The 24748-nt window shown below is 64.7% G+C and carries 25 protein-coding genes and 1 other RNA gene; 19 read left to right on the top strand and 7 right to left on the bottom strand.

The window, feature by feature from the left end; all coding sequences use genetic code 11:
* Positions 1-11 precede the first annotated feature (11 nt).
* From E5162_RS07215 to E5162_RS07190, 6 genes are all read left to right on the top strand, one after another.
* On the top strand, positions 12-1601 hold the full coding sequence (locus E5162_RS07215) for a CpaE/TadZ family protein (RefSeq protein ID WP_135944401.1): 1590 nt from the start codon (positions 12-14) through the stop codon (positions 1599-1601).
* A 21-nt stretch (positions 1602-1622) separates the two neighbouring features.
* Entirely contained in the window at positions 1623-3152 is a 1530-nt protein-coding gene (locus E5162_RS07210; protein ID WP_135944400.1) for a TadA family conjugal transfer-associated ATPase, read from the top strand.
* 3 nt (positions 3153-3155) lie between these two features.
* A complete protein-coding gene (locus E5162_RS07205; protein WP_233342059.1) occupies positions 3156-4148 on the top strand; it encodes a type II secretion system F family protein in 993 nt (330 codons plus the stop codon).
* A gap of 12 nt (positions 4149-4160) precedes the next feature.
* The gene (locus E5162_RS07200) at positions 4161-5135 is read left to right on the top strand and encodes a type II secretion system F family protein (RefSeq protein ID WP_135944398.1); all 975 of its coding nucleotides are present in this window, start codon (positions 4161-4163) and stop codon (positions 5133-5135) included.
* A gap of 63 nt (positions 5136-5198) precedes the next feature.
* Positions 5199-5711, top strand: coding sequence for a hypothetical protein (locus E5162_RS07195; RefSeq protein WP_135944395.1), 513 nt, complete (start codon positions 5199-5201; stop codon positions 5709-5711).
* A gap of 98 nt (positions 5712-5809) precedes the next feature.
* On the top strand, positions 5810-7240 hold the full coding sequence (locus E5162_RS07190) for a DNA recombination protein RmuC (RefSeq protein ID WP_135944394.1): 1431 nt from the start codon (positions 5810-5812) through the stop codon (positions 7238-7240).
* Between the two features lie 7 nt (positions 7241-7247).
* On the opposite strand, the gene fghA is transcribed toward E5162_RS07190, so the two are convergent.
* The 4 genes from fghA to E5162_RS07170 form a co-directional block, all read right to left on the bottom strand.
* Complete coding sequence (gene fghA, locus E5162_RS07185; protein WP_135944392.1) at positions 7248-8090, bottom strand: S-formylglutathione hydrolase; 843 nt, start codon at positions 8088-8090, stop codon at positions 7248-7250.
* Between the two features lie 25 nt (positions 8091-8115).
* Positions 8116-9222 carry an S-(hydroxymethyl)glutathione dehydrogenase/class III alcohol dehydrogenase gene (locus E5162_RS07180; protein WP_135944390.1) on the bottom strand — a complete coding sequence of 369 codons (1107 nt, stop codon included), beginning with the start codon at positions 9220-9222 and terminating at the stop codon, positions 8116-8118.
* A 93-nt stretch (positions 9223-9315) separates the two neighbouring features.
* The gene (locus E5162_RS07175; RefSeq protein WP_135944388.1) at positions 9316-9768 is read right to left on the bottom strand and encodes a YaiI/YqxD family protein; all 453 of its coding nucleotides are present in this window, start codon (positions 9766-9768) and stop codon (positions 9316-9318) included.
* A gap of 602 nt (positions 9769-10370) precedes the next feature.
* Positions 10371-11183 carry a tetratricopeptide repeat protein gene (locus E5162_RS07170; protein ID WP_135944387.1) on the bottom strand — a complete coding sequence of 271 codons (813 nt, stop codon included), beginning with the start codon at positions 11181-11183 and terminating at the stop codon, positions 10371-10373.
* 131 nt (positions 11184-11314) lie between these two features.
* Between E5162_RS07170 and E5162_RS07165 the strand changes: the two genes are divergently transcribed.
* On the top strand, positions 11315-12664 hold the full coding sequence (locus E5162_RS07165) for a leucyl aminopeptidase family protein (RefSeq protein ID WP_135944385.1): 1350 nt from the start codon (positions 11315-11317) through the stop codon (positions 12662-12664).
* A gap of 6 nt (positions 12665-12670) precedes the next feature.
* Positions 12671-13468 carry a C40 family peptidase gene (locus tag E5162_RS07160; RefSeq protein WP_135944383.1) on the top strand — a complete coding sequence of 266 codons (798 nt, stop codon included), beginning with the start codon at positions 12671-12673 and terminating at the stop codon, positions 13466-13468.
* 76 nt (positions 13469-13544) lie between these two features.
* On the opposite strand, the gene E5162_RS07155 is transcribed toward E5162_RS07160, so the two are convergent.
* Positions 13545-14309 carry a c-type cytochrome gene (locus E5162_RS07155; RefSeq protein WP_135944381.1) on the bottom strand — a complete coding sequence of 255 codons (765 nt, stop codon included), beginning with the start codon at positions 14307-14309 and terminating at the stop codon, positions 13545-13547.
* Between the two features lie 141 nt (positions 14310-14450).
* Complete coding sequence (nudC, locus tag E5162_RS07150) at positions 14451-15329, bottom strand: NAD(+) diphosphatase (RefSeq protein ID WP_135944379.1); 879 nt, start codon at positions 15327-15329, stop codon at positions 14451-14453.
* Positions 15330-15618: 289 nt separating this feature from the next.
* Between nudC and E5162_RS07145 the strand changes: the two genes are divergently transcribed.
* From E5162_RS07145 to E5162_RS07105, 9 genes are all read left to right on the top strand, one after another.
* The gene (locus E5162_RS07145) at positions 15619-16137 is read left to right on the top strand and encodes a porin family protein (protein WP_135944377.1); all 519 of its coding nucleotides are present in this window, start codon (positions 15619-15621) and stop codon (positions 16135-16137) included.
* Between the two features lie 188 nt (positions 16138-16325).
* Complete coding sequence (locus E5162_RS07140; protein WP_135944376.1) at positions 16326-16526, top strand: hypothetical protein; 201 nt, start codon at positions 16326-16328, stop codon at positions 16524-16526.
* Positions 16527-16621: 95 nt separating this feature from the next.
* Positions 16622-16718: signal recognition particle sRNA small type (gene ffs / locus E5162_RS07135), an RNA gene on the top strand.
* Positions 16719-16781: 63 nt separating this feature from the next.
* Positions 16782-18611: a DNA polymerase III subunit gamma/tau gene (locus tag E5162_RS07130; RefSeq protein WP_135944374.1), complete on the top strand. Its 1830-nt coding sequence runs from the start codon at positions 16782-16784 to the stop codon at positions 18609-18611.
* A complete protein-coding gene (locus E5162_RS07125) occupies positions 18608-18952 on the top strand; it encodes a YbaB/EbfC family nucleoid-associated protein (protein WP_135944372.1) in 345 nt (114 codons plus the stop codon). Before E5162_RS07130 ends, E5162_RS07125 begins: the two co-directional genes overlap by 4 nt.
* Positions 18953-18959: 7 nt before the next feature.
* Positions 18960-19562, top strand: coding sequence for a recombination mediator RecR (gene recR / locus E5162_RS07120; RefSeq protein ID WP_135944370.1), 603 nt, complete (start codon positions 18960-18962; stop codon positions 19560-19562).
* A gap of 342 nt (positions 19563-19904) precedes the next feature.
* Positions 19905-20909 (top strand): alpha/beta hydrolase, encoded by a 1005-nt coding sequence (locus E5162_RS07115; protein ID WP_135944368.1) that lies wholly within the window; start codon positions 19905-19907, stop codon positions 20907-20909.
* 78 nt (positions 20910-20987) lie between these two features.
* The gene (locus E5162_RS07110) at positions 20988-21854 is read left to right on the top strand and encodes an SDR family oxidoreductase (RefSeq protein ID WP_135944367.1); all 867 of its coding nucleotides are present in this window, start codon (positions 20988-20990) and stop codon (positions 21852-21854) included.
* Positions 21851-22468, top strand: coding sequence for a hypothetical protein (locus E5162_RS07105; RefSeq protein ID WP_135944365.1), 618 nt, complete (start codon positions 21851-21853; stop codon positions 22466-22468). Before E5162_RS07110 ends, E5162_RS07105 begins: the two co-directional genes overlap by 4 nt.
* Here E5162_RS07105 and E5162_RS07100 read toward each other — a convergent pair.
* A complete protein-coding gene (locus E5162_RS07100) occupies positions 22465-23592 on the bottom strand; it encodes a GNAT family N-acetyltransferase (protein WP_135944363.1) in 1128 nt (375 codons plus the stop codon). The genes E5162_RS07105 and E5162_RS07100 overlap by 4 nt on opposite strands.
* Before the next feature lie 102 nt (positions 23593-23694).
* Here E5162_RS07100 and def point away from each other — a divergent pair, with 102 nt between their 5' ends.
* Positions 23695-24216 (top strand): peptide deformylase, encoded by a 522-nt coding sequence (gene def, locus E5162_RS07095; protein WP_135944361.1) that lies wholly within the window; start codon positions 23695-23697, stop codon positions 24214-24216.
* Between the two features lie 107 nt (positions 24217-24323).
* A complete protein-coding gene (locus tag E5162_RS07090; protein ID WP_135944359.1) occupies positions 24324-24719 on the top strand; it encodes a DoxX protein in 396 nt (131 codons plus the stop codon).
* Positions 24720-24748 lie beyond the last annotated feature (29 nt).

The raw sequence follows: 24748 nt of genomic DNA, 5'->3' as shown, positions 1-24748 counted from the left end.
GAAATCGAACCATGGCTGATGCCTTCAAGGACGACAACGCGTTCGACCCGGAAGACGAGTTTCTCGACACTGGCCCGGTCGAAAGCGACTTCGATGATGCTTTCTCCGGCACCGATGAAATCGAGCGCCGCCTGCTGGGCGACGATGAACCGGCCGCGATGAATCGGGGCCGGTCCGATCCGGCCGAGGAAGGGCCGAGCCCGTTTGGCGCGCGCCTGGCCGAGGCCAATTCCTCCGACCGGTTCGAGGCGGACGAGGATGACGATTTTGGTGACGCGGCTGCCGTGCAGACGCGGCCGGAGCCGCGCCGCCAGTCCGCGGCCGACCTGCCGCCGCTGAGCGCTGGAACAGCCGGGCGCGGCATCTATGGCGAGATTTCCGCCGAGGACGAGGATGAGCTGGTCGCGCCGGTGCCGCGCATTACGATCCACGCCTTCTGCGACCGTCCCGAAACCGGTGCACTGATCCACAATGCCAGCGACGACCGGCGCCTGGCCAAGGCTCATGTGACTGTGGAGCTGGGCGGCCTGCCGTCAGCGATCGAACGTTTCTACGACGAGTCCACGCCCAACTTGCTGATCGTCGAAACCGGCATGCAGGGCAAGGCCCTCTTCGAACAGCTCGAGGAACTGGCCGGGGTGTGCGATCCCGAAACGCGCGTCATCGTTGTGGGCGCGACCAACGATATCGGGCTTTACCGCGAGCTGATGCGCCGCGGGGTAAGCGAATATCTCGTACCGCCCATGTCTCCGCTTCACCTGATCAAGACGATTTCCGGCCTATTCACGGACCCCGAGGCGCCGTTCGCAGGCAAGACGATTGCGTTTATCGGAGCCAAGGGCGGGGTCGGGTCCTCGACCGTGGCCCACAACGTCTCCTGGTGCATGAGCGAGAACCAGCGTACCGACGCGGTGCTCGTGGACCTGGACCTGTCCTATGGAACGGCGGGACTCGACTTCAACCAGGACCCGGCACAGACCATCTCCGAGGCGCTGGCCGAGCCCGATCGCCTGGACGATGCGTTGCTTGATCGCCTTCTGGTGCGCTGTACAGACCGGTTAAGCCTTTTTTCCGCACCCGCCACGCTGGAGCGCGATTGGGAATTCCCGGTCGAGTCCTACGATGCTGTGATCGAGAAGGTTCGCCGACAGGCGCCGTTCATCGTGCTCGACCTGCCGCACACCTGGTCGCCCTGGGTGCGCCAGACCGTGCTCTCGGCCGATCAGGTGGTGGTGACCGTCACCCCGGATCTGGCGTGCCTGCGTAATGCGAAGAACCTGTTCGATCTGGTCCGCCAGCAGCGCCCGAATGACGAACCGCCCAAGGTGGTCGTGAATATGGCCGGCTGCCCGAAGCGTCCCGATATTCCGTTGAAAGATTTCGCCGACGCGCTCGGTGCAGCGCCGGCGCTTGTGCTGCCCTTCGACCCGGAACTGTTCGGCAAGGCGGCCAATAACGGTCAGATGATTTCTGAAGTCGATGACAAGTCGCGCGCCGCGGAGGGCTTCGCTCACCTGGCCGGGCAGGTCACGGGGCGTTCCAGCGCCACCGTGTCTAAATCGCGCGGGCTGTTCTCCGGCCTGTTCAAGCGCAAGAGCTAAGAAGCGAAGGTAAGGCATACGATGTTCGGCAAGAGGTCAGGGGGGCAGTCCGGCGGATTTGGTCAGTCAGGACCGAAGGCGGCGCCCGCACGTCCGCCCGAGCCCGCCGATACGGGGGTTGCCACGAAAGCCAGGCCTCAGCCGGCGGCTCCGCGTCCCAAGCCCGCAACGCCAAAGCCGCAGCCAGAACCGGTCTCGAAACCGGTGGCAGCTGCCGAGCCGTCCAAAGCCAAGCCGCGTCCCAAGGCTGTCGTGGAGACCGTTGGCGCGGAGCGCTCGCGCGAGTATTACGAGATCAAGACGACGATCTTCAACGCGCTGATCGACACCATCGACCTGTCCCAGCTCTCGCGCCTCGACACCGAAACGGCGTCCGACGAAATCCGCGACATCGTCACAGAGATCATTTCGATCAAGAATGTGGCGATGTCGATCGCCGAGCAGGAACAGCTGCTGCAGGACATCTGCAACGATGTGCTCGGTTACGGTCCGCTCGAACCTCTGCTGGCGCGCGATGATATCGCCGACATCATGGTCAACGGAGCCGGGGACGTCTTCATCGAAGTCGGCGGGCGCGTGAAGAAGACCAATATCCGCTTTCGTGACAATGGCCAGCTGATGAATATCTGTCAGCGCATCGTGAGCCAGGTCGGACGCCGCGTGGACGAAAGTTCGCCGATCTGCGATGCGCGCCTCGCCGACGGAAGCCGCGTGAACGTGATCGCGCCGCCGCTTTCGCTGGACGGTCCGACGCTCACGATCCGGAAGTTCAAGAAAGACAAGCTCCGGATGAAGGATCTGGTGGGATTCGGGTCCATCACCACCGAAGGCGCTCGCGTGCTCGAGATCATCTCGGAATCGCGCTGCAACGTGCTGATCTCCGGGGGGACGGGTTCGGGCAAGACCACACTTCTCAACTGCATGACCGGCTTCATCGGCGAGGATGAGCGGATCATCACCTGCGAAGATGCTGCCGAACTTCAGCTCCAGCAGCCGCACGTGGTGCGGCTGGAAACCCGCCCGCCCAACCTGGAGGGACAGGGACAGGTCACCATGCGCGACCTGGTCAAGAACTGCCTGCGCATGCGCCCCGAACGCATCATCGTGGGCGAGGTGCGCGGCCCCGAAGCATTCGACCTGCTGCAGGCCATGAATACGGGCCATGACGGGTCGATGGGGACGCTTCACTCCAACTCGCCGCGCGAGGCGTTGTCGCGTCTGGAATCCATGATCACGATGGGTGGATACAACCTGCCGTCAAAGACGATTCGCGAAATGGTCGCCGGCTCGATCGATGTCGTGATCCAGGCTGCGCGCATGCGCGACGGCTCGCGCAAGATCACCCACATCACCGAAGTGCTCGGCATGGAAGGCGATGTGATCGTCACCCAGGACTTGTTCCTCTACGAAATGACCGGTGAGGACGCGGACGGGAATATTCTCGGCCGCCACGTGTCTACCGGCATTGCCCGCCCCAAATTCTGGGATCGCGCCCGCTATTACGGGCTGGATCGCGACCTGGCCGAGGCGCTCGACGCCTCGGAGGCGTAGACCATGGTGGGTGGCGATCTCGCATTTGTGCTAGCCGCGGCCTGCGCCTTCGTAGCGGTGGCTGGCGTCGGCCTGGCGGTCACCTCCAGCGGGCCGTCGAAGACGCAGGCCCGGCGGACCGCGCAGGCCGTCGGTGAGCCGGCACGGCGCACGAAGCGCCAGGGGCCGCTGGATGCCGGCGCGCAGAAGCGCAAGCAGGTCCAAGACAGCCTGAAAGAGATCGAGGAACGCCAGAAGCGGGCGCGCAAGAAGACGCTGACCTTGAACGCGCGGCTGGAGCAGGCTGGCCTGAGCTGGACGCCGCAGTTCTTCTGGATCCTGTCAGGCGTGCTGGCAGTCTTGGCATTCCTGCCGCTGCTCCTGACCGGACAGAATCTTCTGCTGACCCTGGGCGCAACGCTCGTTGCCGGCCTCGGTGTGCCCCGCTGGATCATCGGCTTCAGGAAGGGGATGCGGGTCAAGGCATTCACCGCCAACTTCGCGGATGCACTGGACATCATCGTGCGCGGCGTGAAGTCCGGTTTGCCGCTGAACGAATGCCTGAAGATCATCGCGCGAGAATCCCCCGAACCGATCAAGTCCGAGTTCCAGAAACTATGCGAGGGCATTGCGGTCGGCGTCGATGTCGACGAAGGCATGCGCCGCATGGTCACTCGGATGCCGGCGCCGGAGCTGCAATTCTTTGCCATCGTGCTGAGCATTCAGTCGAAGTCGGGCGGCAATCTGGCCGAGGCGCTGCAGAATCTCTCCGGCGTCCTGCGCGGGCGCAAGATGCTCAAGGAGAAGATCGGCGCGCTCTCGTCCGAGGCCAAGACGTCGGCCATGATCATCGGTGCGCTGCCGCCCCTGGTCTGCGGGATCGTCTCCTTCACCGCACCCGACTACATGGCCCTGATGTTCACCACCTCGAAGGGTCAGATGATGCTCATCGGCGGCCTGACGTGGATGGGAATCGGCATCTTCGTGATGCGTTCCATGATCAACTTCAAACACTAGGGAGGCGCACTCATGCTAGATTCGATTGCCGAGTTCATCACCGCGCCTTCCAACCTGTTTGCCGTGGTCACCGCCGTTCTGGTGTTTGCCACCGTGCTGACCCTGTCCGGCCCTGCCCTCAATCCCGACACGACGAACAAGCGTCTCAAACAGGTCGCGAACCGGCGCGAGGAGTTGCGACGCAAGAACCGCGAAGCGCTTCAGGATGCGCAGAATTCTTCGCTTCGGGGAAAGGATACGCGCAGCCTTTACCGCCGGACGGTCGAAAAGCTGAATCTGGAAAAGCTCCTCGAAGACCCCAATCTGAAGATCAAGCTGCTTCAGGCCGGTCTGCGCGGGCCCGGCCCGGTTTCGGCCTTTTATTTCGCGCGCTTCATCGCACCCTTCCTCCTGTTTGCCATCAGCGCGCTCTACCTGTTTTTCGTCAACGATTTCGAACTGGAAAGCATGGCGCGTTTTGCCATTGCGATGGCGTTCGCGGTGCTCGGCTATTACGCGCCGGCTATCTATCTGACCAACCTCGCGTCCAAGCGGCGCGAATCGATCATGCAGGCCTTTCCCGATGCGCTCGATCTGCTACTGATCTGCGTGGAATCGGGGATGTCGATCGAGGCGGCCTTCCAGAAGGTGGCCAATGAAGTCAGTTCGTCTTCGATCGAGCTGGCCGAAGAGCTGACCCTGACCACGGCCGAGCTGGCTTATCTGCAGGATCGCCGCAAGGCCTACGAGAATCTGGGCATTCGCACCAATCATGCCGGGGTCAAAGCGGTTGCAACCGCCCTGATCCAGGCCGAACGCTACGGCACCCCGCTGGGACAGGCGCTGCGCGTCATGGCCAAGGAAAACCGTGACATGCGCGTGGCGAACGCGGAGAAGAAGGCTGCTGCCCTGCCAGCCAAGCTGACGGTGCCGATGATTGTCTTCTTCCTCCCGGTACTGTTTGTCGTCATTCTCGGCCCTGCGATTATTAGCTACCAGAATCTGTGACGTGACGTGCCGTTCGGTCTAGCCTAGACCTTGCACGCTTCGACAGGTGAGGAGAGGTATCCCATGTTTGGGGGCCGCAAGGCGGAAGAACGGCGCCGCGAAGAGATTCGCATGGCCGACCAGGCCGCCGACCACGCGCTTGCCGCGATGGGCGCGGGCGATCTTGACCGTGCGCGAGACGAACTCTCCGCTGCGCCGAAGAAGCTCGACTTTGCCGATATCGGCTGGAAGGTGGAGGCCGTCAGTGCCCTGCTGGAGCTCGCCACCAACAAGCGCAAGGCAGCGATCAAGCGCCTGACCGAATTTGCCGCCAGGCTGGACGAGACGTCCCTCTCCAAGGACGACAAGGGCTATTTGCGGCTGTTTGCGCTCTACCGGGCGATCGAAGCGAGCAAGACCAACAAGGCGCCGGCCGAGCTTCGCATGCATACCGAAGATTTCCGGTTTGACCACACGCTGGTCTCGGGCGCTCTCAAGAGCCGCTTCCCGTTGAAGAAGACCGAACCGTCCGAACCGGCCCCGCCGCCGATCGCGGCGCCGCCCGCGTCTAACGACGACGGCAAGGGGCCGTTCTGACCGGACTGCCCTGGGCGGGACCTGTGCGCTGGCGTCCGCGGCTCGACTCGGCCATGATGGCGCGCGAACAGAACGCGAACCTCTAACAGGGCAGGAGAATGGACGCGGTGGCGCCGGAACTGATCATCTACATCGTCGGAACATTGCTGCTTGTCGGCCTTTTCGGCTTGCTGTGGATCCGCAAGCCGGACCAGGGCGGGCTCGACCCGGCATTTCTGGAGGAGACCAAGGCTGACCGTGACGACTGGCGCCGGCAGGCCGAGCAGGCCAAGGGCGAGTTGTCCGAAACACGCGAACGCCTGGCCCGGCTGGAAAGTGCCGGCGAAGAGCGCGACCGGCTTCGCGACCGGCTCGAAACCCTGCAGCAGGACAGGGACGCGCTGAGCCGTGACTTGTCGGGCCTTAGGGAAAAGCATCAGGCCGCCGAGCGCCATCATGGCGAGAAATTGGCCGAGCTGGAAAAGGCCCGCGAGAGCCTGTCCGTGACGTTCAAGAACCTGGCCAACGACATCCTGAAAACGAGTGGCGAGCAGCTCAACAAGCAGGGCACCGAGACCCTGTCCCAGATGCTGCGCCCATTGCGCGAGCAGCTGGACGGCTTCCAGAAGCGCGTCGCCGAGGATGCCGAGAAGCGCTCGACCCAGACCGGGGCTTTGCATCAGCTCGTCAGCACTCTACACAACGATGCGCGCCAGATGGGCGAGGACGCGAAGAATCTGGCCAACGCGCTGCGCTCACAGTCCAAGGTGCAGGGCGACTGGGGCGAGTTCGTGCTGTCCAGCATCCTTGAACGCGCCGGACTGCGCGAAGGCCAGGAATTTCATACCCAGGATTCAGTCAGCGACGAGAGCGGAGCGCGCCAGCGCCCGGACGTCATCGTGGACATGCCCAACCAGCAGAAGCTGGTGATCGATGCCAAGGTGTCGCTGACGGCGTTCGAGCGCTGCGTGAACGCCGACACGGACGAGGAGCGGGCCCTGGCCCTGAAACAGCACCTGACCTCGGTGCGAAATCATATCAAGGCACTGGGCGAGAAGGATTATCCAAAGCACTACCCCGGCGTGAGCTTCACCTTGATGTTCGTGCCCCTGGAAGGCGCGGCGTCGCTGGCCCTGCAGAATGATCCTGACCTGGCCGCTTTTGCCTGGGACCGCGATGTGATGATCGCGACCCCGACGACGCTGATGATGGCGATGCGCACGGTGCAGAATCTCTGGGTCATCGAGCGCCAGAACCAGAACGCCGCCCAGATCGCGGAGCGCGCGGGCAAGCTTTACGACAAGTTCGAGGGCTTCGTGAAAGACCTCGACACGGTCGGGACCCGCCTGAACCAGGCCCAGGACGCCTGGCACGGGGCCAAGAGCAAGCTGGTCGAGGGCCCGGGCAATGTCGTTCGCCAGACCGAGATGCTCAAGCGGCTCGGCGCGGCCACCAAGAAGTCCCTGCCGGACGAGTATATTGCAGCGTCCGGCGCGGACGAGGACAATGACCCGGCCGCGCTGGAAGCCCCGCGCGGCGAGGAAGACTGAGTCCGAGCTACGCCTTCAGCCGCTCGGCAGCCCAGCGGATGTGGTCGCCGATAAAGGTCGAGATGAAGTAATAGCTGTGATCGTAGCCGGCCTGACGGCGCACGGTCAGCGTGATGCCGGTATCCCGGCACGCCTCTTCCAGACGCTCGGGACGCAGTTGTTCATCCAGGAAATTGTCGGCCAGGCCCTGATCGACGAGGATTTCGGGCACACGGGCCCCGTCCTCGATCAGGGCGCAGGCATCGTAGCGCCGCCAGGTCTTGCGGTCCTCGCCGAGATAGCGCGAGAAGGCCTTCTCGCCCCACGGGACCTCGCTGGGCGCACAGATCGGTGCGAAGGCAGAGACGGATTTGAACCGGTCGGGATGACGCAGCGCCAGCGTCAGCGCGCCGTGCCCGCCCATCGAGTGGCCGGTGATCGAGACCCGGTCCATGTCGAGCCCGGGCGCCGCCATCTCGGCCGCGTCGAGCAACTCGCCCCTGACATAGCGGGCCATGTGATAGTGGGCGTCCCAGGGTTCCTGCGTGGCGTTGAGATAGAAGCCTGCGCCGGAGCCGAAATCGTAATCGTCATGCTCGCCGGGCAGGTCGAGGCCGCGCGGGGACGTGTCCGGGGCGAGCAGAGCGATGCCGTGCTCGGCGCAATAGTGCTGCGCCCCGGCCTTGGTGATCACGTTTTCATGCGTGCAGGTCAGCCCCGACAGGAAGACGAGAACCGGAACCGGACCCTCCTCCGCCTGGGGCGGCAGGTAGAGCCCGAAGGTCATGTCGGTGGCCGTGGCCTCCGATTTGTGCGTCCAGACCTGCTGGCGGCCGCCAAAGCAGAGCGCTTCAGATTTCTTCTCGATCATGGGGCTCCGGTCTCTCCTGTCGCGCCTAGTATTCGATCACCGAACGGATCGACTTGCCTTCATGCATCAGATCGAAGGCCGAATTGATCTCGTCCAGACCCATCGTGTGGGTGATGAGATCGTCGATATTCAGCTTCCCGTCCATGTACCAGTCGACGATCTTCGGCACGTCGGTGCGTCCGCGCGCGCCGCCAAAGGCACTGCCGCGCCAGACCCGGCCGGTCACGAGCTGGAAGGGCCGGGTGGAAATCTCCTGGCCGGCTCCGGCGACGCCGATGATGACGCTCTCGCCCCAGCCCTTGTGCGCGCATTCCAGCGCCTGGCGCATCGTCTTCACATTGCCGATGCATTCGAACGAATAGTCCGCGCCGCCCTTGGTCAGGTCCACGATGGCCTCGACGACATTGTCGACCTTGGTCGGGTTGATGAAGTCGGTCATGCCGAACTGTTCGGCCAGCGCCTTCTTGTTCTCGTTGATGTCGATGCCGACGATTTTGTTGGCGCCGACCATGCGGGCCGCCTGGATCACGTTCAGGCCGATGCCGCCGAGGCCGAAGACGACGACATTCGAACCCGGCTCGACCTTGGCGTCGAACACGACCGCGCCGACGCCCGTGGTCACGCCGCAGCCGATGTAGCAGACCTTGTCGAACGGCGCGTCCTCGCGGATTTTCGCCAGCGCGATTTCGGGCATGACGGTGTAGTTGGAGAAGGTCGAGCAGCCCATGTAGTGGAAGATCGGCTCGCCATCGAGGGAGAAGCGGCTCGAGCCGTCCGGCATCAGGCCCTGGCCCTGGGTGCCGCGGATCTTCTGGCAGAGATTGGTCTTGGGGTGGAGGCAATACTCGCACTCGCGGCATTCCGGTGTGTAGAGCGGAATGACGTGATCGCCTGGCTTCACGTTGGTCACGCCGGCGCCAACCTCGCGTACGATGCCCGCGCCTTCATGGCCGAGAATGGCGGGGAACAGACCCTCGGGATCGTCGCCGGAGAGGGTGAAGGCGTCGGTATGACAGACGCCGGTGGCCATGATCTCGACCAGAACCTCACCGGCGCGCGGCCCCTCCAGATCGACCGTTTCGATGGAAAGCGGTGCCCCGGCTTTGTGGGCGATGGCGGCGCGTGTCTTCATGGGTCGAACTCCCGGATTGTCTGTCAAAGCTGGCGGGGAAGGTAATCGATCCGCGCGCGAAAGCGATGGCCGGGCTGAAAAAGCCTGGCCGTTCTAGCGCCCGCGTTTCAGTGCCTGGAAGACGCGTTCGAGCCCGTTCAGGAAATCGGACCGGTCGCGCGGACCGAAGGGCTTGCCGCCCCCGCCTTCCATCTGGCCGGCGCTTCTCAGATCGGTCATCAGATCGCGCATCGCGAGTTTCGACCCGATGGAGCTCTCGGTGAATTCGGTGCCGCGGTGATCGAGCACGCGGGCTCCGGCCTTCACGCATCGGTCAGCCAGGGGGATGTCGCCGGTAATGCAGATATCGCCCGGTCCGGCATGCTCCGCGATGTAATCGTCGGCCGCATCCGGGCCCTCCGGCACGATGACCAGCTCGGCCCACTCGCTGAGCGGGCGGCGCAGGCCGCCATCGCAGACCAGCAGGATCCTGGTGCGGTGGCGCTCGGCCACGCGGATGGCCTCGTCCTTGACCGGGCAGGCATCGGCATCGATGAAAACTGTCATGGGGTGGAAATAGCGAACTGGCGCCGGGCGATCCAGCGCGGTCAGCTTCGAGCCTGCGCTTCGGTGGGGTTTCCGGCGGGATGTCGTGAGACTCCGGGGCCGAAAGGCGGGCGTTGACCTCCTACTACTACGACTATCACGGCGCTTATATTGGGGCGGTGGCGATTCTGGCGGGTTGTCACAGGATGAGAAAGAGCCTCGCAAGGATAGGGGATGCGGGAGGGGAGGGGGACAGCGTCTCGTCCTCCAGGTCCTTCTCTTCCTCTTTCCTGACGTCAGTCAGGACCCAGAGAGGACAAGGCGCCCTTCGCTCTTTGGGTCGCGTTGCGCCTGCCCTCCGATGCTTCGAGGCTCGCTACGCTCGCACCTCAGCATGAGGGAGGTGGTTGGGATAATTTTTATATTTTAATACAACGGGTTGATGTCGTCCTCGCCCTTATCCTGAGGTGCTTCGGGCGCAGCCCGGAGCCTCGAAGGGTCGGATGACGGCGTAAGGCGGTGAGTACCCCTCATCGAAGGAGGGCAGTCCTGCCTCTCCTGGGGGCAAGTGTCTTCAGTGAGGATTGAAGCCTCTTACCCGCTCGATGGCCCGGCAGCCCGCGTCAGCCTTCGGCGCCGCGCAGATCGTCCCAGCGACGCGGACTGCTCATCATGTCGCGCACATAGGCCATGTTGGCTTCGGCCATTTCGGGGGTGACGTCCTCCAGCGCGATCTGCTCGGCTTCGTCGAACCGGCCCTGAAGCGCGACGACGAGGGCGAGATTCTGGCGCACCTGGGAGTCCACGCTGCCGCTCGCGACCGCGCGGCGCAGGAAGTCCTCGGCGCGTTCCGGGTCGCCGGCCAGCGCGTAGGACAGGCCGAGATTGGAGAGGACCGCCGGTTCGCCGGGAGCCAGCAGAAGGGCCTGCGTAAAGCGTTCGCGCGCCTGGGCGCTGCGTCCGGCCTGATCGAAGGCGACCCCGAGCGCATTGATAAGGCGCCAGTCATCGGGGGCATTGCGCAAGGCCGCCGACAAAGGTTCGATGGCCTCGCCGCCCTGGCCAGAGGCGGTCAGGGCCAGACCCAGCTCCCGGTTCAGCTCGGTCGATTGCGGGCGGAGCGCCAGCGCCTGGCGGGCAATCTCGCTCGCGCGCCGGGCATTGCCCAGACGCCGCACGACGGAAGCCAGCTTGTAGGCGGCCTCATGGTCTGCCGGGTTCAGCTCCATCGCCTCGGCCCAGAAGGCGGCCTGGGTGAGCAGGTCCTGATTCTCCATCGCCGCTCGCTCGTCGGCCGTGGCCGGGACGATCGAGGCCGATTGCAGCTGGGCGGCGAGCGCTTCTTCCTGCTCGGTCGGAGCAAGTTCGGCGCTTGTGGCACACGCGCCGAGCGAGATCGAAGTCATGAGAAGAAGGGCGGACAAACGCGTTGCCATGGTCTACCTCTTTGGGCGCCAGACGGTGAAAGCTCAATGTCTCTTGCTCTGGTCAAGAAGGCGTTAACGCTTTGGCCCAACCCTGCGGGCACCGGTCTGGCTGGCATTAGGCAGACGCAAAAAAGAGGCCCATGACCGACACTTTCGCGCCCGAGAACGGCGATGCGCGGACTGCCCGCATCGTCCCCGCCGCCGAGCTGGAATCGCTCCGCGCCAAGATCGGCCATGTCAACCGGACGGCGTTCCAGGCCGAGCCGGGCGAGTGCCTGGTTCTGCCCGACGGTCCTGTCGATGCGCTGATCGGCGCCGGTCCGGCGAACGGTCCGTTCGACATTGCCTCGGCCGCGATGTCGCTGCCCGAAGGCGACTGGCGCCTGGAGGCCCTGCCGGAAGACTGGGACCCGACCCAGACACAGATCGCACTGGCGCTGGGCGGTTATGCCTTTACCCGGTACCGCACGCCACCGCGCAAGCCGGCGCGTTTCGCGCCCATCCAGGGCGCCGACATCGCCGATGCCGCGCGTATCGTGGCCGGGGCTTTCCTGACAAGGGATCTGGTCAATACGCCGGCCGCGGACATGCTTCCAACCCAGTTGGAAGCTGCGGCCCGCACGCTGGCCGAGGCCCATGGTGCGAGCGTCAGCGTGGTCACGGGCGACGACCTGCTGACCCAGAACTATCCCATGATCCATGCGGTCGGGCGCGCCTCCACGGACGCGCCGCGCCTGATCGAGATGGAATGGGGCGATCCCGCTCACCCGCGTGTGGCGCTGGTGGGCAAGGGCGTGTGCTTCGATTCCGGCGGGCTGGACGTGAAGGGCGCGACGGGCATGCGCCTGATGAAGAAGGATATGGGCGGAGCGGCGAACGTTCTGGGTCTGGCGTCGATCATCATGGATACCGCGCTGCCCGTGCGCCTGCATGTGCTCATCCCCGCGGTCGAGAACGCGATTTCCGGCAATGCCTTCCGTCCCGGCGACGTGCTGGCCTCACGCAAGGGGCTCTCGGTCGAGATCGGCAATACCGACGCGGAGGGGCGCCTGGTGCTGGCCGATGCGATCACCCGGGCATGCGAGAGCGATCCCGATCTGCTGATCGACATGGCTACGCTGACCGGCGCGGCCCGGGTTGCACTCGGTCCCGAAGTCATGCCGTACTATACCGACGACGATGCGCTCAGCGATGGGGTCATGGCCGCCGCTCGATTGGTCGATGACCCTCTCTGGCGCATGCCCTTGTGGGACGGTTACGATAGCTGGATGGATGGTGAGATTTCCGACCTCAACAATGCCGCCGAGGGCGGCTTTGCAGGATCGATCACGGCGGCGCTCTTCCTGCGCCGGTTTGCCCGTGACGCGAAAGCCTGGATGCATTTCGATATTTTCGCGTGGAATCCCAAATCGCGGCCCGGCCATCCGGCGGGCGGCGAGATGATGGGAGCCCGCGCCCTCTACGATTTCCTGAAGCGACGCTACGGATAACCCGACATGACCGACTACCAGGTAACAGCCTCAGTGACAGCACTGAGGGCGTCTCCCTCCGAGGATGCGCCGATGGACAGCCAGTTGCTCCACGGTGAAGTCTTCTCGGTAGAGAAGGAAGAGAACGGCTGGGTGTATGGAACGGCCCGCCGCGACGATTACTCGGGCTGGGTGTCTCTCAGCGCGCTGGAGGAGCCGGTCCTGATCTCCACGCACCGGGTCTCCGCCCTGCGAACCTACGCGTTCTCGGAGCCGGACCTGAAATCGCGTCCGCGCGCCATCGTGTCTCTGAATGCCAAGGTCGCGTCGGCGCAACGCAAGGGCAAGTTCATCGACTGCCAGCGTCTGGGCTGGATCTTCGAAACGCATCTGGCCGTGCTGGGCGCGGCGGAAAGCGACTATGTCGCGGTCGCCGAGCGGTTCTTGTACACGCCCTATCTGTGGGGCGGCCGGGAGAGCATCGGGCTCGATTGCTCCGGCCTGGTCCAGACCGCGCTGGAAGCGGCGGGCGTGCGCGGCTTCCCGCGCGACACAAAGGAGCAGGAAGCCTGGGCGAAGACCCGCTGGAACACGCTGGATATCAGTGACGACCTGGCCGGCCTGCAGCGCGGCGACCTGATCTTCTGGCCCGGCCATGTGGGCATCATGACCGATTCCCGCTCCCTGCTTCATGCCAACGCGCATCACATGGCCACGGTCGTTGAGCCGCTGGCCACCGCAGCCAAGCGGATTGCGCATAAATCCTCGCCGATCTCGGCGATCTGCCGCCCGCCGGTGGAAACCGGCTGGACCGGGATGATGTAGGCTGGGCCAACCGGCCAAGAAAAACCCCGCTCCGGTCCGGAGCGGGGTTTTTTGTGTCTGTCGTTGAAGCGAGGCGTCAGCCTTCGTTCGGTTCTTCGCTCGCGTCGTCTTCGGGGGACGTTTCGTCCTGCGCCGCGTCTTCGTCGGCGTTTTCCAGGACAGCGTCTTCCTGATCGAGTTCGTTGGTCTCCGCGACCGCCTCAGACGGGCTGTTGATGTCGGTTTCGACCTCGGCATCCACGATCTCGTCGCCGGCAACCTCCTCGGCCGGTTCCTCTTCCGGAAGCGGTTCGGGCAGCGGGGCGGGGTCGTTCGACAGGGTGCGCATGTAAGCGATGAGGTTCATGCGGTCTTCCTGGTCGCGCAGGCCGGCAAAGCTCATCGCCGTGCCGTTGATGTAGCCGCGCGGATTGGCCAGGAAATTGTCGAGATTCTCGAACATCCAGGCCGTGCCGCCAGACCCGTATTCTTCCATGGCAGACGAGTAGTTGAAGCCGTCGACCGCGGCGACCTGACGACCGATAACACCCCACAGGTGCGGGCCGGTACCGTCCGCGCCGCCTTCTTCGAAGGTGTGGCAGGACGCGCAGCGGTTCGCCACGCGTGCGCCCGCTGAGACGTCCGCTGCGGCCAGAAGTGCGCCGTAGTCGACCGGGCCTTCTTCCTCTTCCTCGCTTGCGCCCGCGACGTCCAGGACGGACAGATCGATCGGGTAGGCCAGCGTTTCAGGGTCAAGTTCTTCATGGCCGAACAGACCTTCGCCAAACGTGCGCAGGCCCAGAATGATCAGAAGAATGGCCAGAACGGCCCCGGCAACTTTATTCCAGAAAAGATCGCCCATCGACGTCCTCTCTCCCACCTGTCCAGAATTCGGCGCTGTGTTTGGCACGCCCAGCGCGATGAGGCAATGTTTCCAGTGTGCTTTCCTAACTAACGCGTGTGCAGAAGTTTCACACGCGTCAGGTCGTCGCGGGTTTTGTCCTCAGCTTTCCTCGCCGGCCAGCCAGGTTTCGATCAGAAGCCTGGAGATCGAGAAGTGCTTCGGGGCCCAGTTATTCTCTTCGTACAGCTCGCGGACTTGCGGGCGGGTAAACCATTTGGCGTCCTCGATGTCGTCATCGGGGAAGAGTTCGCCCTCGTCGATCTCGGCCATCAGCCCGATCATCAGCGAGGAGGGGAAGGGCCAGGGCTGGCTGGCGACGTAACGCGCGTGGAGCACCCGGCGGCCGATCTCCTCGCGGGTTTCGCGCGCGCACGCCTCCTCGATGGTCTCGCCCGGCTCCATGAAGCCGGCCAGCGTCGCATACATCCCCGGCGGCCAGCTCGCCTGGCGGCCGAGCACGCAGCGGTCGCCGCTGAAGGGCAGCATGATCACACTCGGATCGACGCGCGGGAAATGCTCCATCCCGCACGAGCCGCAGTCCAGTTTCAGCCCGCCGACGCCGGCCCGGTTCTCATGGCCGCAATTGGAGCAGAAACGGCGCCGGCCATGCCAGGCGAGAAGGGACGCGGCCCGGCCCATCAGGCAGGCAAAGTCCGGCTCGGCGCGCATGGCCGCGACGCGGAAGTTCAATCCGTCGGGAACCGACCCCGGTTCGAGTGCGGCGCAGAACCAGGGTGTGCTGTCCCATCGGCCCAGAAAGACCAGGCCCGGGCGTGCGATCGGCAGATCGTCGGCTTCCCGCGCACGGACCACGAACGGGTCCCCGGCAGAATCGGTCGCCAGGCTGCCTTTGTGAAGCAGAAGGACCTTGGCGGAATCGTCCAGGCGCTGGGTCTCGATCCAGGCCTGGTCGGCGCGTTCGAGCCCGGAGAAGTCGAGCGGCGAGGCGGTGAAGGTGAGCGGGCGCAAATCGGTCATGGCTCAAGACCTAACCGATCTTGCGGTGAACCGCGAGCCGGGTCTTCAAGCCGATCTTCGCCGCCGGCGGAGAAAGGCCAGTATGGCTGAATGCATTCAATAACAGGGACTTAGCGCATTCTGGACGCGACTTTGCCGCAGGAATGCCACAATGAGTATCCTGAAAACAACACTTCGAATTCGCAGGTGAGCGCGCGCTGCAGATCACCGCTTGCGGGTTCGGCGCAGGCGCATCAGATGCGTTCCACGGCTGGGGAACAAAACAGCCTGCTTACAAGGACAATCGATTATGAAAACTCTCCTCCTCGCTTCCGCTGCCGCGCTCGCGGTGACCGCCGGTGCTTCCGCTCAGGACGCCGGCAACGTGCATTTCGGTGCCGGTTACACCTTCCTGGACTTTGACGGCATCGAATTCGACGCGCTCAATCTGCGCGGCGGCTATGACTTCAACGACTATGTCGGTATCGAGGGCGAAGCCCTGATCGGCCTGGGTGACGAAGAGGTCACCGCTGCCGGCATCACCGGCGATGTCTCGCTCGACTATATCGTCGGCGCGTACGCCAAAGCCCAGTACCCGGTGGGCCAGGGCTTCAACCTCTTCGCGCGGGCCGGTTACGCCTATGCCGAAGCGGAAGCCTCCGCCGCGGGCCTGACGCTGTCTGATTCCACCGATGGCTTCGCCTATGGCGCCGGCGCCGAATGGGCCTTCAACGGCCCGAACGCCGTGCGCGTCGAATACACGCGCTACGAGTTCGAAGACGATGCCGAAGCCGATTCCTTCGGTGCGTCCTACGTGCGCCGCTTCTAGTCGGCACTCGTATTCATCGGCTGGCCTTCGGGCCAGCCGGGCACAAAGCCCCGCTCCAGATCGGAGCGGGGCTTTTTGTGTCGTGCGGCATGAGGCGCATTGCAGGTGTTTATTGCGAATGCTTCGCAAATGCGGTTAGGCTGAGGGTGCTGAGTCCCAGTTGAGCCCAGTCAAGCGGAGCGAGCCTCATGAAGATCCCCCATCTCGACCTTGCGCGCGAGCCGGTGTCGGCGCCGCCGCATCACCCCTCTCTTTCGCGCTGGCTGGAAACCCAGTCCCGCGTGGTCGAATTGTGGATCGAGCGCCTTGTGGGCGATGGCGGCGATCCGCGCACCATCGCCGTGCTGCAGCAGCACGCGGCATTCCTGCGCGAGGCCGGCGAGCTCTAGCGTCCTGCGGCGCAAGCGGCAGGCCAACGGACGGCGCGGACGAGTCTGCGGGCTTGCCTTGCGTTTGCCCGCGCGCGACGCAATATTGAGCACAGGAAGGCCGGCGGCGGACGAGCCCCTCGCCAACCCGGTCAGGTCCGGAAGGAAGCAGCCGTAACGAGTTTCGGTTCGGGTCGCTGTCCGGTCTTCCGCCGTCTTCCAATCTATTCGCTCCACGCCACTTGATCATTCGCGGGGAAGGGCGCCGGCCTTGTGATGGACGATTTCGACCGCGATCCTCACACTCCGGAGGTAGCCGACGCGCCCGCCGCGCCGGGCCCTGACGATGTGGCCCTGCCCGGGTTCGAGGCGCCGGGCGCCTCCCAGCCCGGCTACCAGGTGCTGGCCCGCAAATACCGTCCCCAGACATTTGAAGACCTGATCGGCCAGGACGCGATGGTGCGCACGCTCACCAATGCGTTCCAGGCGGGCAGGGTCGCTCACGCCTACATGCTGACCGGCGTGCGCGGGGTGGGCAAGACGACGACGGCGCGCCTGATCGCCCGTGCCCTCAACTATGAGACAGACACGGTCAAGGGGCCGTCCATCCGGCTCGAACCGCCGGGGCGCCATTGCGCGGCGATTGCCAAATCCTCCCATGTCGACGTGATGGAAATGGATGCGGCCAGCCGCACCGGCGTCGGGGATATCCGCGAGATTCTGGAAGGCGTTCGTTATTCGCCGGTGTCGGCGCGCTACAAGGTCTACATCATCGACGAGGTCCACATGCTGTCGACCTCGGCCTTCAATGCGCTGCTCAAGACGCTGGAAGAGCCGCCGGCGCACGTGAAGTTCATCTTCGCGACGACGGAGATCCGCAAGGTGCCCGTGACGGTGCTGAGCCGCTGCCAGCGCTTCGATCTGAAACGCGTCGACCGCAGCGTGCTCGCCGATCATCTGGAAAGAATCGCCAGGCAGGAAGGCGCGAATGTCGAGCGCGAGGGCCTGATGGCGATTGCCAGGGCGGCCGAAGGTTCGGTGCGCGATGCGTTGTCGCTGCTCGACCAGGCCATCGTGCAGGCAGAACGCGACGGACCGGTCAGCGCCGCAAACGTGCGTGACATGCTGGGCCTGGCTGACCGCTCGCGCGTGCTCGACCTGTTGAGCGCCGCGCTCGAAGGCCGCGCCAAGGACGCTCTGGAAGAGCTGCGGGCGCAGTACGATGCGGGCGCCGACCCGCAGGTTCTGATGCGCGACGTACTCGATTATCTGCATGCCATGAGCCGGATCAAGGCGGTTGGCGAGGACGCCGAGATCGCCGAGGCGCGCGAGACGATCGAGACCCTTTCCGCGCTCGCGTCGAAAACCTCGCTCGCCGGGCTGACCCGTCTCTGGAAGACCGCCCTGTCCGGTCTCGACGATGTCCGCAACGCGCCCGATCCGGTTTCGGCCGCCGAGATGGCGATCATCCGCCTGATGGCGGCGGCCAGCCTGCCTTCTCCGGAAGATGCCGCGCGCCTGCTGGCGGGCGGTGTGACGGGCGCGGCGTCTGGCGCCGGAGCCGCAGCTCCGCAAGCGCCCGCCCCGGGACCGCAAGGTCAGGCCGGAGCGCCTGAGCCAGAACCCGAAGCTGAAGCTGAAGCTGACGACGCGACCGGTCCCGCCTCGCTGGACGAACTGGTCGCCCTGGTCGACCGTGAGCGCGACATCGCCCTGAAACGCGACGTGGAGCGCTATGTCCGCCCGGTCACGGTCCGCGCGCCCAAGCTGATCTTCGAGGCAGCCAAGGGCGCGCCAAGCGATCTGGGCGGGCGTCTGTCCGCCTTTCTGCAGGAGCAGACCGGCGCGCGCTGGCTGGTGGACGGCAATGCCGATGCGCGCGGCGGAGAAACCCTGCATGAGCGCCGGGTGCGCGAACATCGTGAAACGCTGGAGCGTGCAGAGCGCGACCCGGCCATGGTGAGGTTGCTGACGCTTTTTCCCGGCGCCGAACTCCTGTCGGTCGAGACGCCGCAGCCGCCGGCTGCGGGCGCCGACGCCATGGACGCGCCGGCCGACGCCGACCAACCTTCTGAAGATACGATCCGCAAGGAGCGCCGCTCATGAAAGACCTCGCCGGCCTGATGAAGCAGGCCCAGGAAATGCAAAAGAAGATGCAGGACGCCCAGGAGCGCCTGGCCGATGTGGAGGTCACCGGCCAGTCCGGCGGCGGCATGGTCAGGATCGAGATGACCGCCAAGGGTGAAGTCAAGAAGCTGCATCTGGACAAGGCGATCGTCGATCCTGAAGAGGTCGAGGTGCTCGAAGACCTGCTCGCGGCCGCGCTCAACGATGCGCGCCGCAAGGCGGACGAGGCCCAGCAGAAGGTGATGGGCGAAGTCACGCAGGGCATGGGTCTGCCCCCCGGCATGGACCTGCCTTTTGGCAAGGGCGGCGGCCCGTTCTAGCCCCTCGATGAACCAGGCATCCGGTCCCGAAATCGAGCGGCTGATCCAGCTGCTCGCCAAGCTTCCCGGTCTCGGGCCGCGCTCGGCCCGCAGGGCGGCGCTGCACCTGCTCAAAAAGCGCGAGCAGCTGATGGAGCCGCTGGCCGAAGCGATGGGCGAGGCGGCGGCGAAAATCCGTGCCTGCGCCGAATGCGGCAATCTGGACGTGACCGATCCGTGCGCCATCTGCGCCTCCCAACGGCGCGATCCCAAGGTGATCTGCGTGGTCGAGACGGTGGGCGATCTGTGGGCGCTCGAACGCGCCTCTGCCTTCAAGGGCCGGTACCACGTTCTGGGCGGCGTGCTCTCCGCGCTCGACGGGATCGGACCCGACCAGCTCAATGTCGCCAAGCTGATCGAACGGGCCGGACGCGAGGAAACCAGCGAGATCATCCTCGCGCTCAACGCCACCGTGGACGGACAGACCACCGCCCATTTCATCGCCGACAAGCTGGAAGGCGCGAGCGTGGATATCACCTCGTTGGCGCGCGGCGTGCCGGTTGGCGGAGAACTCGATTATCTCGACGACGGCACGCTTGCCGCCGCCTTCAAGAGCCGCCGCCCGGCCTGAGCCCCGCGCCCGGCTTATCCCCTTTTTAAAAGGCGCAAAAGAGGCCCGATCGCCTCCTGCTATCACGCGGGCAAGACGAGAAGCACCAATGATTTCTGTAGTTTGTCACCCCGGACGCCGCGGGCGATCCGGGGCCTCGGGTTGGTCACGGGTACGAGCTTACATGCCTGACAAGATCCCCGCTCTCGTTTCACTCGGCCGAGATGACAAAGTGGGACGTCTCCGGGTGAGCCAGGTGTGACGAGGCTGAGTTGGCGGAACGGAGGCAGGCGGCTGGCGGGGTTTGACCTTGGCCAGCGTGTGCCTAGGCTCCGCGCGACCTTGAACCACACGGAGCCTGTCATGACTGCGCGCCATTCCCATCCGGCCGGACGCGTCGAGCGTCTGGTGATCGAGTCCGGGCTTCTAAAGGACAATTTTCTGGGCGATCCGGCGCGCCGGGCCATCGATGTCTGGGTCCCGCACGGATTGGACGGGGCGGATTTGCCGCTTCTGGTCAGCCTGGCGGGCTATACCAGTAGCGGGCTGGCCCACACCGCCTGGAAGAATTTCGGAGAGAATCTGCCCGAGCGCCTGGACCGCCTGTATGGCGAAGGCCGGATCGGGCCGTGCGTGGTGGCCTTTCCCGACACGTTTACCCGGCTGGGGGGCAACCAGTTCATCAACTCGTCGGTGATGGGGCCTTGGGAAGACATCCTGATCGAGGAGATGGTCCCGGCAGTGGAGGCCGCGTTCAGGTGCGGCGGGCCGGGAAAGCGCGGTGTGTTCGGCAAGAGCTCGGGCGGGTATGGCGCCATCGTTCACGCCATGCTGCACAGCGATTTCTGGTCGGGCGCGGCGTGTCATGCGGGCGATATGGGCTTTGACATCGCCTATCTGCGCATGATGCCGGCCACGCTGCGCCAGGTGGCGAAGGCGGGCACGATCTCCGATTTCTTCGAGCGCTTCGAAGCCAGCGACCGGGTGCGCGGCGAGGATATCGAGGCCCTGATGATTCTGGCGATGGGGGCGACTTACGATCCCGCCCCGGAGGAGCCGTACGGGATTCGCCTTCCGGTCACGCACGACACATGCGAGCTGATCGCGGATCGCTGGGCCAACTGGCTCGCCTGGGACCCGCTGGAAATGGTTGGCCAGCATGCCGCAAGCCTGAACGCGATGAAGGCCCTCTTCATCGATTGCGGACGTCAGGACCAGTACGATTTCCTGTATCCGGCGCGGCGCATGAAGGCGAGGTTGGACGATCTCGGCGTCGAGCATCGCTACGAGGAATTCGAGGGCACGCATTCCGGCATCGATTTCCGGCTGGAGGTGTCGCTGCCCTGGCTGGTGGAAAGGCTGGCGTGAGGCTCGACAGGCGCGGCAGGCCGTGCTCCTCTGAACCAAGTTCATAAAAACACAGCCCCAGACACGGGAGGAGAGGTCATGAGTGGACGCCTGGAGGGCAAGGTTGCCATCGTCACCGGAGGCGCCAGCGGGATCGGCCGCGCGACGGTGGAATTGTTCGAGGCCGAAGGGGCGAAAGTGATCCTGGCCGATATCCAGGACGATCGCGGCGAGGCGATTGCGCAAACCTCGCCCAACATCCGCTATGTGCACACCGATGTGACCCAGGAGCGTGACATCAAGGCGATGATCGACGCGGCGGTCGAGGCTTGGGGCCGGCTCGATATCCTCTTCAACAATGCAGGCACGGCCGAACCCGATGCCGAGATGGAGTATATCGGCGCCGATGTGTTCGACCGCACGATGAGCCTGCATGTGCGCGCGGCCCTTCTGGGCATCAAGCATGCCGTGCCGGTGATGCGCGAGCAGGGGGGCGGGTCCATCGTCTCCACCGCGTCGGTCGCCGGGATCGGCACCAATTACGGCCCGGTCTGCTATTCCATCGCCAAGGCGGCGATCATGCATCTGACCAAGCTGGCCGCCGTGCGCCTCGCCGCGGACAAGATTCGGGTCAACTGCGTCAATCCCGGCATGATCACGACCGCGGTCTTCGGCCGGGCCATGGGGCTGAGCCAGGACGAGGCGGAAGAGAAATACGACGTGCTGCGTCAGGTTTCCTCGTTTGCCCAGCCCTTGCCGGTCGGCGGGGAAGGAGTCGATATCGCCGAGGCGGTGGTATACCTTGGCAGTGACGCTGCACGCTTCGTCACGGGCCAGGCCCTGGTCGTCGACGGCGGGTTGACGGCGGGCACGCCGCCCGATCCCGAAGGCGGGACGCAGAAAATGCTGGCAGAAATGCTGGGCGCCGATTTCGAAGCCCTCAAACAAAAGGCCCGTGGCTCATGAAACATCTTCTTTTTTCCGCCGCCGGCGCGCTCGTGCTTGTTGCCTGCGGGACGGACCCCGACAGCGCGCAGGAGGGAACCGAGACAGAGTCCACCTTGTTCGCAGCGCTGCAATCGCTGTGCGGAGACGCCTTCGAGGGTGAAGTCGTGTCCGACGATCCCGCCGACGCGGACTGGGCCGGCGAGGTGCTGACCGTGCATGTACGTACGTGTACCGACGACATGGTGCGCATGCCGCTGCATGTCGGCGACGACCGCTCGCGCACCTGGGTGGTGACGCGCCTGGAGGATGGCCGCCTTCGCCTGAAGCACGACCATCGTCACGAGGACGGCAGCGAGGATGCGCTGACCCAGTATGGCGGGGACACCGAAGGTGAGGTGGACGATTTGTCCGCCCGGTTCCCGGCCGATGACTTCTCGCGCGATCTGTTCGAACGCGAGGGCATCCCGGCCTCGATGGACAATGTGTGGACGCTGGCCATCGAAGACGGCGGCGACACGCTGGTCTATGCCCTGGACCGGCCCGGCCGCCATTTCGAGGCCCGGATCGATCTGACCGAAACGGTCAGCACACCACCGGCGCCCTGGGGCGCGGAGCCCGGAACGCAGGACTAGTCGCGCGAGGACCCGAACCGGGCGCCGACCGCCGCGCCCATCAGGGCCAGCCTGCGCGCGCGGCGCGGCTCGAAGGCGCTGGTCTGCGCCCAGCGGCGGCGCAGCCGGGCCGGTATTTGCGACGCCGGGCCGGGCAGGTGCCGCGTCACCGCTTCGGCCAGTTCCCAGCCTGCGATACGCGCACCGGCGAGGCTTCCCGTCACGACGCGGCCCTGTGACAGCGGAACTTCGTAGTCGGCATAATATTTCTTGTAGTCCGCCTCGCTCTTGCCGAGATCGATGCGGTCGATACCCAGGCGCGGCGCGGCCTCCGCGATGGCGTGGATGAGCTGGAGGCCCGGAGAAGCGCTGGCAAATTGCCGGTCATAGGCCGGGAACCAGGAATGGTAGGCGCCGCCCGCCACGAGGCCGAATTCCACGGCGGCGAGCCGGTCGCCGAAATAGAGTGCGCAGGTCAGTCCCCTGAATGGCCCGAAGCGCTTTGCAGCAAAGGTATTCAGCACCTGGTTGACCCAGCCGATCGAGAACAGGTCGAGCAAGCCGGTTGCGCGATACTGGGCACTTTTCCAAGCCTTGAGCGTCTCGAAATGGGCGCCGAGCGGATCACCGAATTCCACGCGCATCGCCCCGAATTCACGTTCGCCCTTGCGCGCGCGCTGGTCCATTTTCTTGAAATGATTGCGATAAAGGCCACGGCGGCGCTTGAAATAGTCCTGCGAACCGGCTGACAGGTCGAGCACGCAGGACCCGGCGGCCGACCGAATGCGCCCCGGAGCGGGCGTCGTGGCCCAGTTTTCGTAGACCATGGCGCCAGCCTGCGTGGTGTTGAGAAGGTCGGACGCACTGACATGTGTACCTTCCCGGCACACAATCCCTTGATAGTCCGACATCGGGGCGCCGACCGGACGCGCGATAGGACCGGCGTGATAGGCGAAGAAGGCGGCCGGACCGTCCGCGTCCTCGGCGACGGCAACGCGCACATCGTCGCGGGCGCTGGCGATCACCTTGGCGAAATCGGGCGTCAGATAAGGGCTTATCAAGCGTCCGCCCGGCGCGGCGAATCGCCGCCAGGCCGCCAGGTCGCGTTCGCCAAGCTGCTGGATGTCCAGATCGAAAAACCGCATGATCGCCTCATCGCGTTCTGTCCCGGATTTCAGCGACGCAAGACTGGTGCCGGGACGCGGCGCTAACTTGATCGAAACGCGTTCAGCCCTTATTTCGTGGCTATGGCTGTTAGAGACATCATCACCGTTCCCGATCCGCGCCTGAAGACCGTGTCCAAGCCTGTGGACACGGTGGATGATGCATTGCGCGAGCTGATCGACGACATGGTCGAGACCATGTACGCCGCCGACGGTATCGGTCTGGCCGCCATTCAGGTCGGGGTCGACAAGCGCGTAATCGTGATGGACCTGTCTGAAGAGCGCAACGCGCCGCGCGTCTTCATCAATCCGGTCATCACGCCCTTGAGCGAAGACCTCAAACCGTATCAGGAAGGCTGCCTCTCGGTTCCCGAAGTGTTTGACGAGGTGGATCGGCCGATACGTTGCAAGGTCGAGTATCTCGACTATGAGGGCGAGGCTCACGAAGAAATCGCCGAAGATCTCTACGCGGTGTGTATCCAGCACGAGATGGACCATCTGGAAGGGATTGTCTTCATCGACTACCTGTCGCGCCTCAAACGCGACCGCGCCGTCAAGAAGGTCCAGAAGCTGGTCAAGGCCCGCTCGGCGATCGCCGCAGAGTAGGATCAGGCGCGCGCGTCGGATGACGCGGTCAACTTCTCGCGATAGCGCTTCCCTCTCACGCGCCGATGAGACAGGCTGCCCCCGGGCTATCAGGCAGGGGTGGTTTCATGACCAGGCTCACACTTTCACTCTTCATTATGCGCGCTTCGGTCGCCGCATTCTTCGCCGTCTGGGCGGTGGAGAAGCTCGTCAAACCGGAAAGCGCGGTTGCGATCTTCGACCGTTTCTACGGCATTTCCGGCCTGCCGGTCACTGTGGCCTACGCCATTGGCGCGATTCAGCTCCTGCTGGTTCTGGCGTTTCTGGTCTGGGCAAGATGGCGCGCGATCACTACCGGCCTCCTGCTGGCCATGCATGCGGTTTCGACGCTGTCTACATGGCAGCAGCTTGCCGCGCCCTATGAGGGCGGGAACCATCTGTTCTGGGCTGCCGTTCCGACGCTGGCAGCCTTGATCGCCCTCTTCCTGCTGCGGGATGAAGACCGCTTCCTTACGGTTGGTTAGGCAGGCAGCGAAAGAGGCTGTGGATAATC

The organism is Marinicauda pacifica, assembly GCF_004793635.1.
Taxonomy (GTDB): Bacteria; Pseudomonadota; Alphaproteobacteria; order Caulobacterales; family Maricaulaceae; genus Marinicauda; species Marinicauda pacifica.
Note: the sequence above shows the minus strand (reverse complement) of the source record. Positions and strands in the feature narration are given on the sequence as shown.

Bases quoted from the DNA above. Each gene is read 5' to 3' on its own strand.
- E5162_RS07215 (WP_135944401.1), top strand. From the start codon at position 12: ATGGCTGATGCCTTCAAGGACGACAACGCGTTCGACCCGGAAGACGAG.
- E5162_RS07210 (WP_135944400.1), top strand. From the start codon at position 1,623: ATGTTCGGCAAGAGGTCAGGGGGGCAGTCCGGCGGATTTGGTCAGTCA.
- E5162_RS07205 (WP_233342059.1), top strand. From the start codon at position 3,156: ATGGTGGGTGGCGATCTCGCATTTGTGCTAGCCGCGGCCTGCGCCTTC.
- E5162_RS07200 (WP_135944398.1), top strand. From the start codon at position 4,161: ATGCTAGATTCGATTGCCGAGTTCATCACCGCGCCTTCCAACCTGTTT.
- E5162_RS07195 (WP_135944395.1), top strand. From the start codon at position 5,199: ATGTTTGGGGGCCGCAAGGCGGAAGAACGGCGCCGCGAAGAGATTCGC.
- E5162_RS07190 (WP_135944394.1), top strand. From the start codon at position 5,810: ATGGACGCGGTGGCGCCGGAACTGATCATCTACATCGTCGGAACATTG.
- fghA (WP_135944392.1), bottom strand. From the start codon at position 8,090: ATGATCGAGAAGAAATCTGAAGCGCTCTGCTTTGGCGGCCGCCAGCAG.
- E5162_RS07180 (WP_135944390.1), bottom strand. From the start codon at position 9,222: ATGAAGACACGCGCCGCCATCGCCCACAAAGCCGGGGCACCGCTTTCC.
- E5162_RS07175 (WP_135944388.1), bottom strand. From the start codon at position 9,768: ATGACAGTTTTCATCGATGCCGATGCCTGCCCGGTCAAGGACGAGGCC.
- E5162_RS07170 (WP_135944387.1), bottom strand. From the start codon at position 11,183: ATGGCAACGCGTTTGTCCGCCCTTCTTCTCATGACTTCGATCTCGCTC.
- E5162_RS07165 (WP_135944385.1), top strand. From the start codon at position 11,315: ATGACCGACACTTTCGCGCCCGAGAACGGCGATGCGCGGACTGCCCGC.
- E5162_RS07160 (WP_135944383.1), top strand. From the start codon at position 12,671: ATGACCGACTACCAGGTAACAGCCTCAGTGACAGCACTGAGGGCGTCT.
- E5162_RS07155 (WP_135944381.1), bottom strand. From the start codon at position 14,309: ATGGGCGATCTTTTCTGGAATAAAGTTGCCGGGGCCGTTCTGGCCATT.
- nudC (WP_135944379.1), bottom strand. From the start codon at position 15,329: ATGACCGATTTGCGCCCGCTCACCTTCACCGCCTCGCCGCTCGACTTC.
- E5162_RS07145 (WP_135944377.1), top strand. From the start codon at position 15,619: ATGAAAACTCTCCTCCTCGCTTCCGCTGCCGCGCTCGCGGTGACCGCC.
- E5162_RS07140 (WP_135944376.1), top strand. From the start codon at position 16,326: ATGAAGATCCCCCATCTCGACCTTGCGCGCGAGCCGGTGTCGGCGCCG.
- E5162_RS07130 (WP_135944374.1), top strand. From the start codon at position 16,782: ATGGACGATTTCGACCGCGATCCTCACACTCCGGAGGTAGCCGACGCG.
- E5162_RS07125 (WP_135944372.1), top strand. From the start codon at position 18,608: ATGAAAGACCTCGCCGGCCTGATGAAGCAGGCCCAGGAAATGCAAAAG.
- recR (WP_135944370.1), top strand. From the start codon at position 18,960: ATGAACCAGGCATCCGGTCCCGAAATCGAGCGGCTGATCCAGCTGCTC.
- E5162_RS07115 (WP_135944368.1), top strand. From the start codon at position 19,905: ATGACTGCGCGCCATTCCCATCCGGCCGGACGCGTCGAGCGTCTGGTG.
- E5162_RS07110 (WP_135944367.1), top strand. From the start codon at position 20,988: ATGAGTGGACGCCTGGAGGGCAAGGTTGCCATCGTCACCGGAGGCGCC.
- E5162_RS07105 (WP_135944365.1), top strand. From the start codon at position 21,851: ATGAAACATCTTCTTTTTTCCGCCGCCGGCGCGCTCGTGCTTGTTGCC.
- E5162_RS07100 (WP_135944363.1), bottom strand. From the start codon at position 23,592: ATGCGGTTTTTCGATCTGGACATCCAGCAGCTTGGCGAACGCGACCTG.
- def (WP_135944361.1), top strand. From the start codon at position 23,695: ATGGCTGTTAGAGACATCATCACCGTTCCCGATCCGCGCCTGAAGACC.
- E5162_RS07090 (WP_135944359.1), top strand. From the start codon at position 24,324: ATGACCAGGCTCACACTTTCACTCTTCATTATGCGCGCTTCGGTCGCC.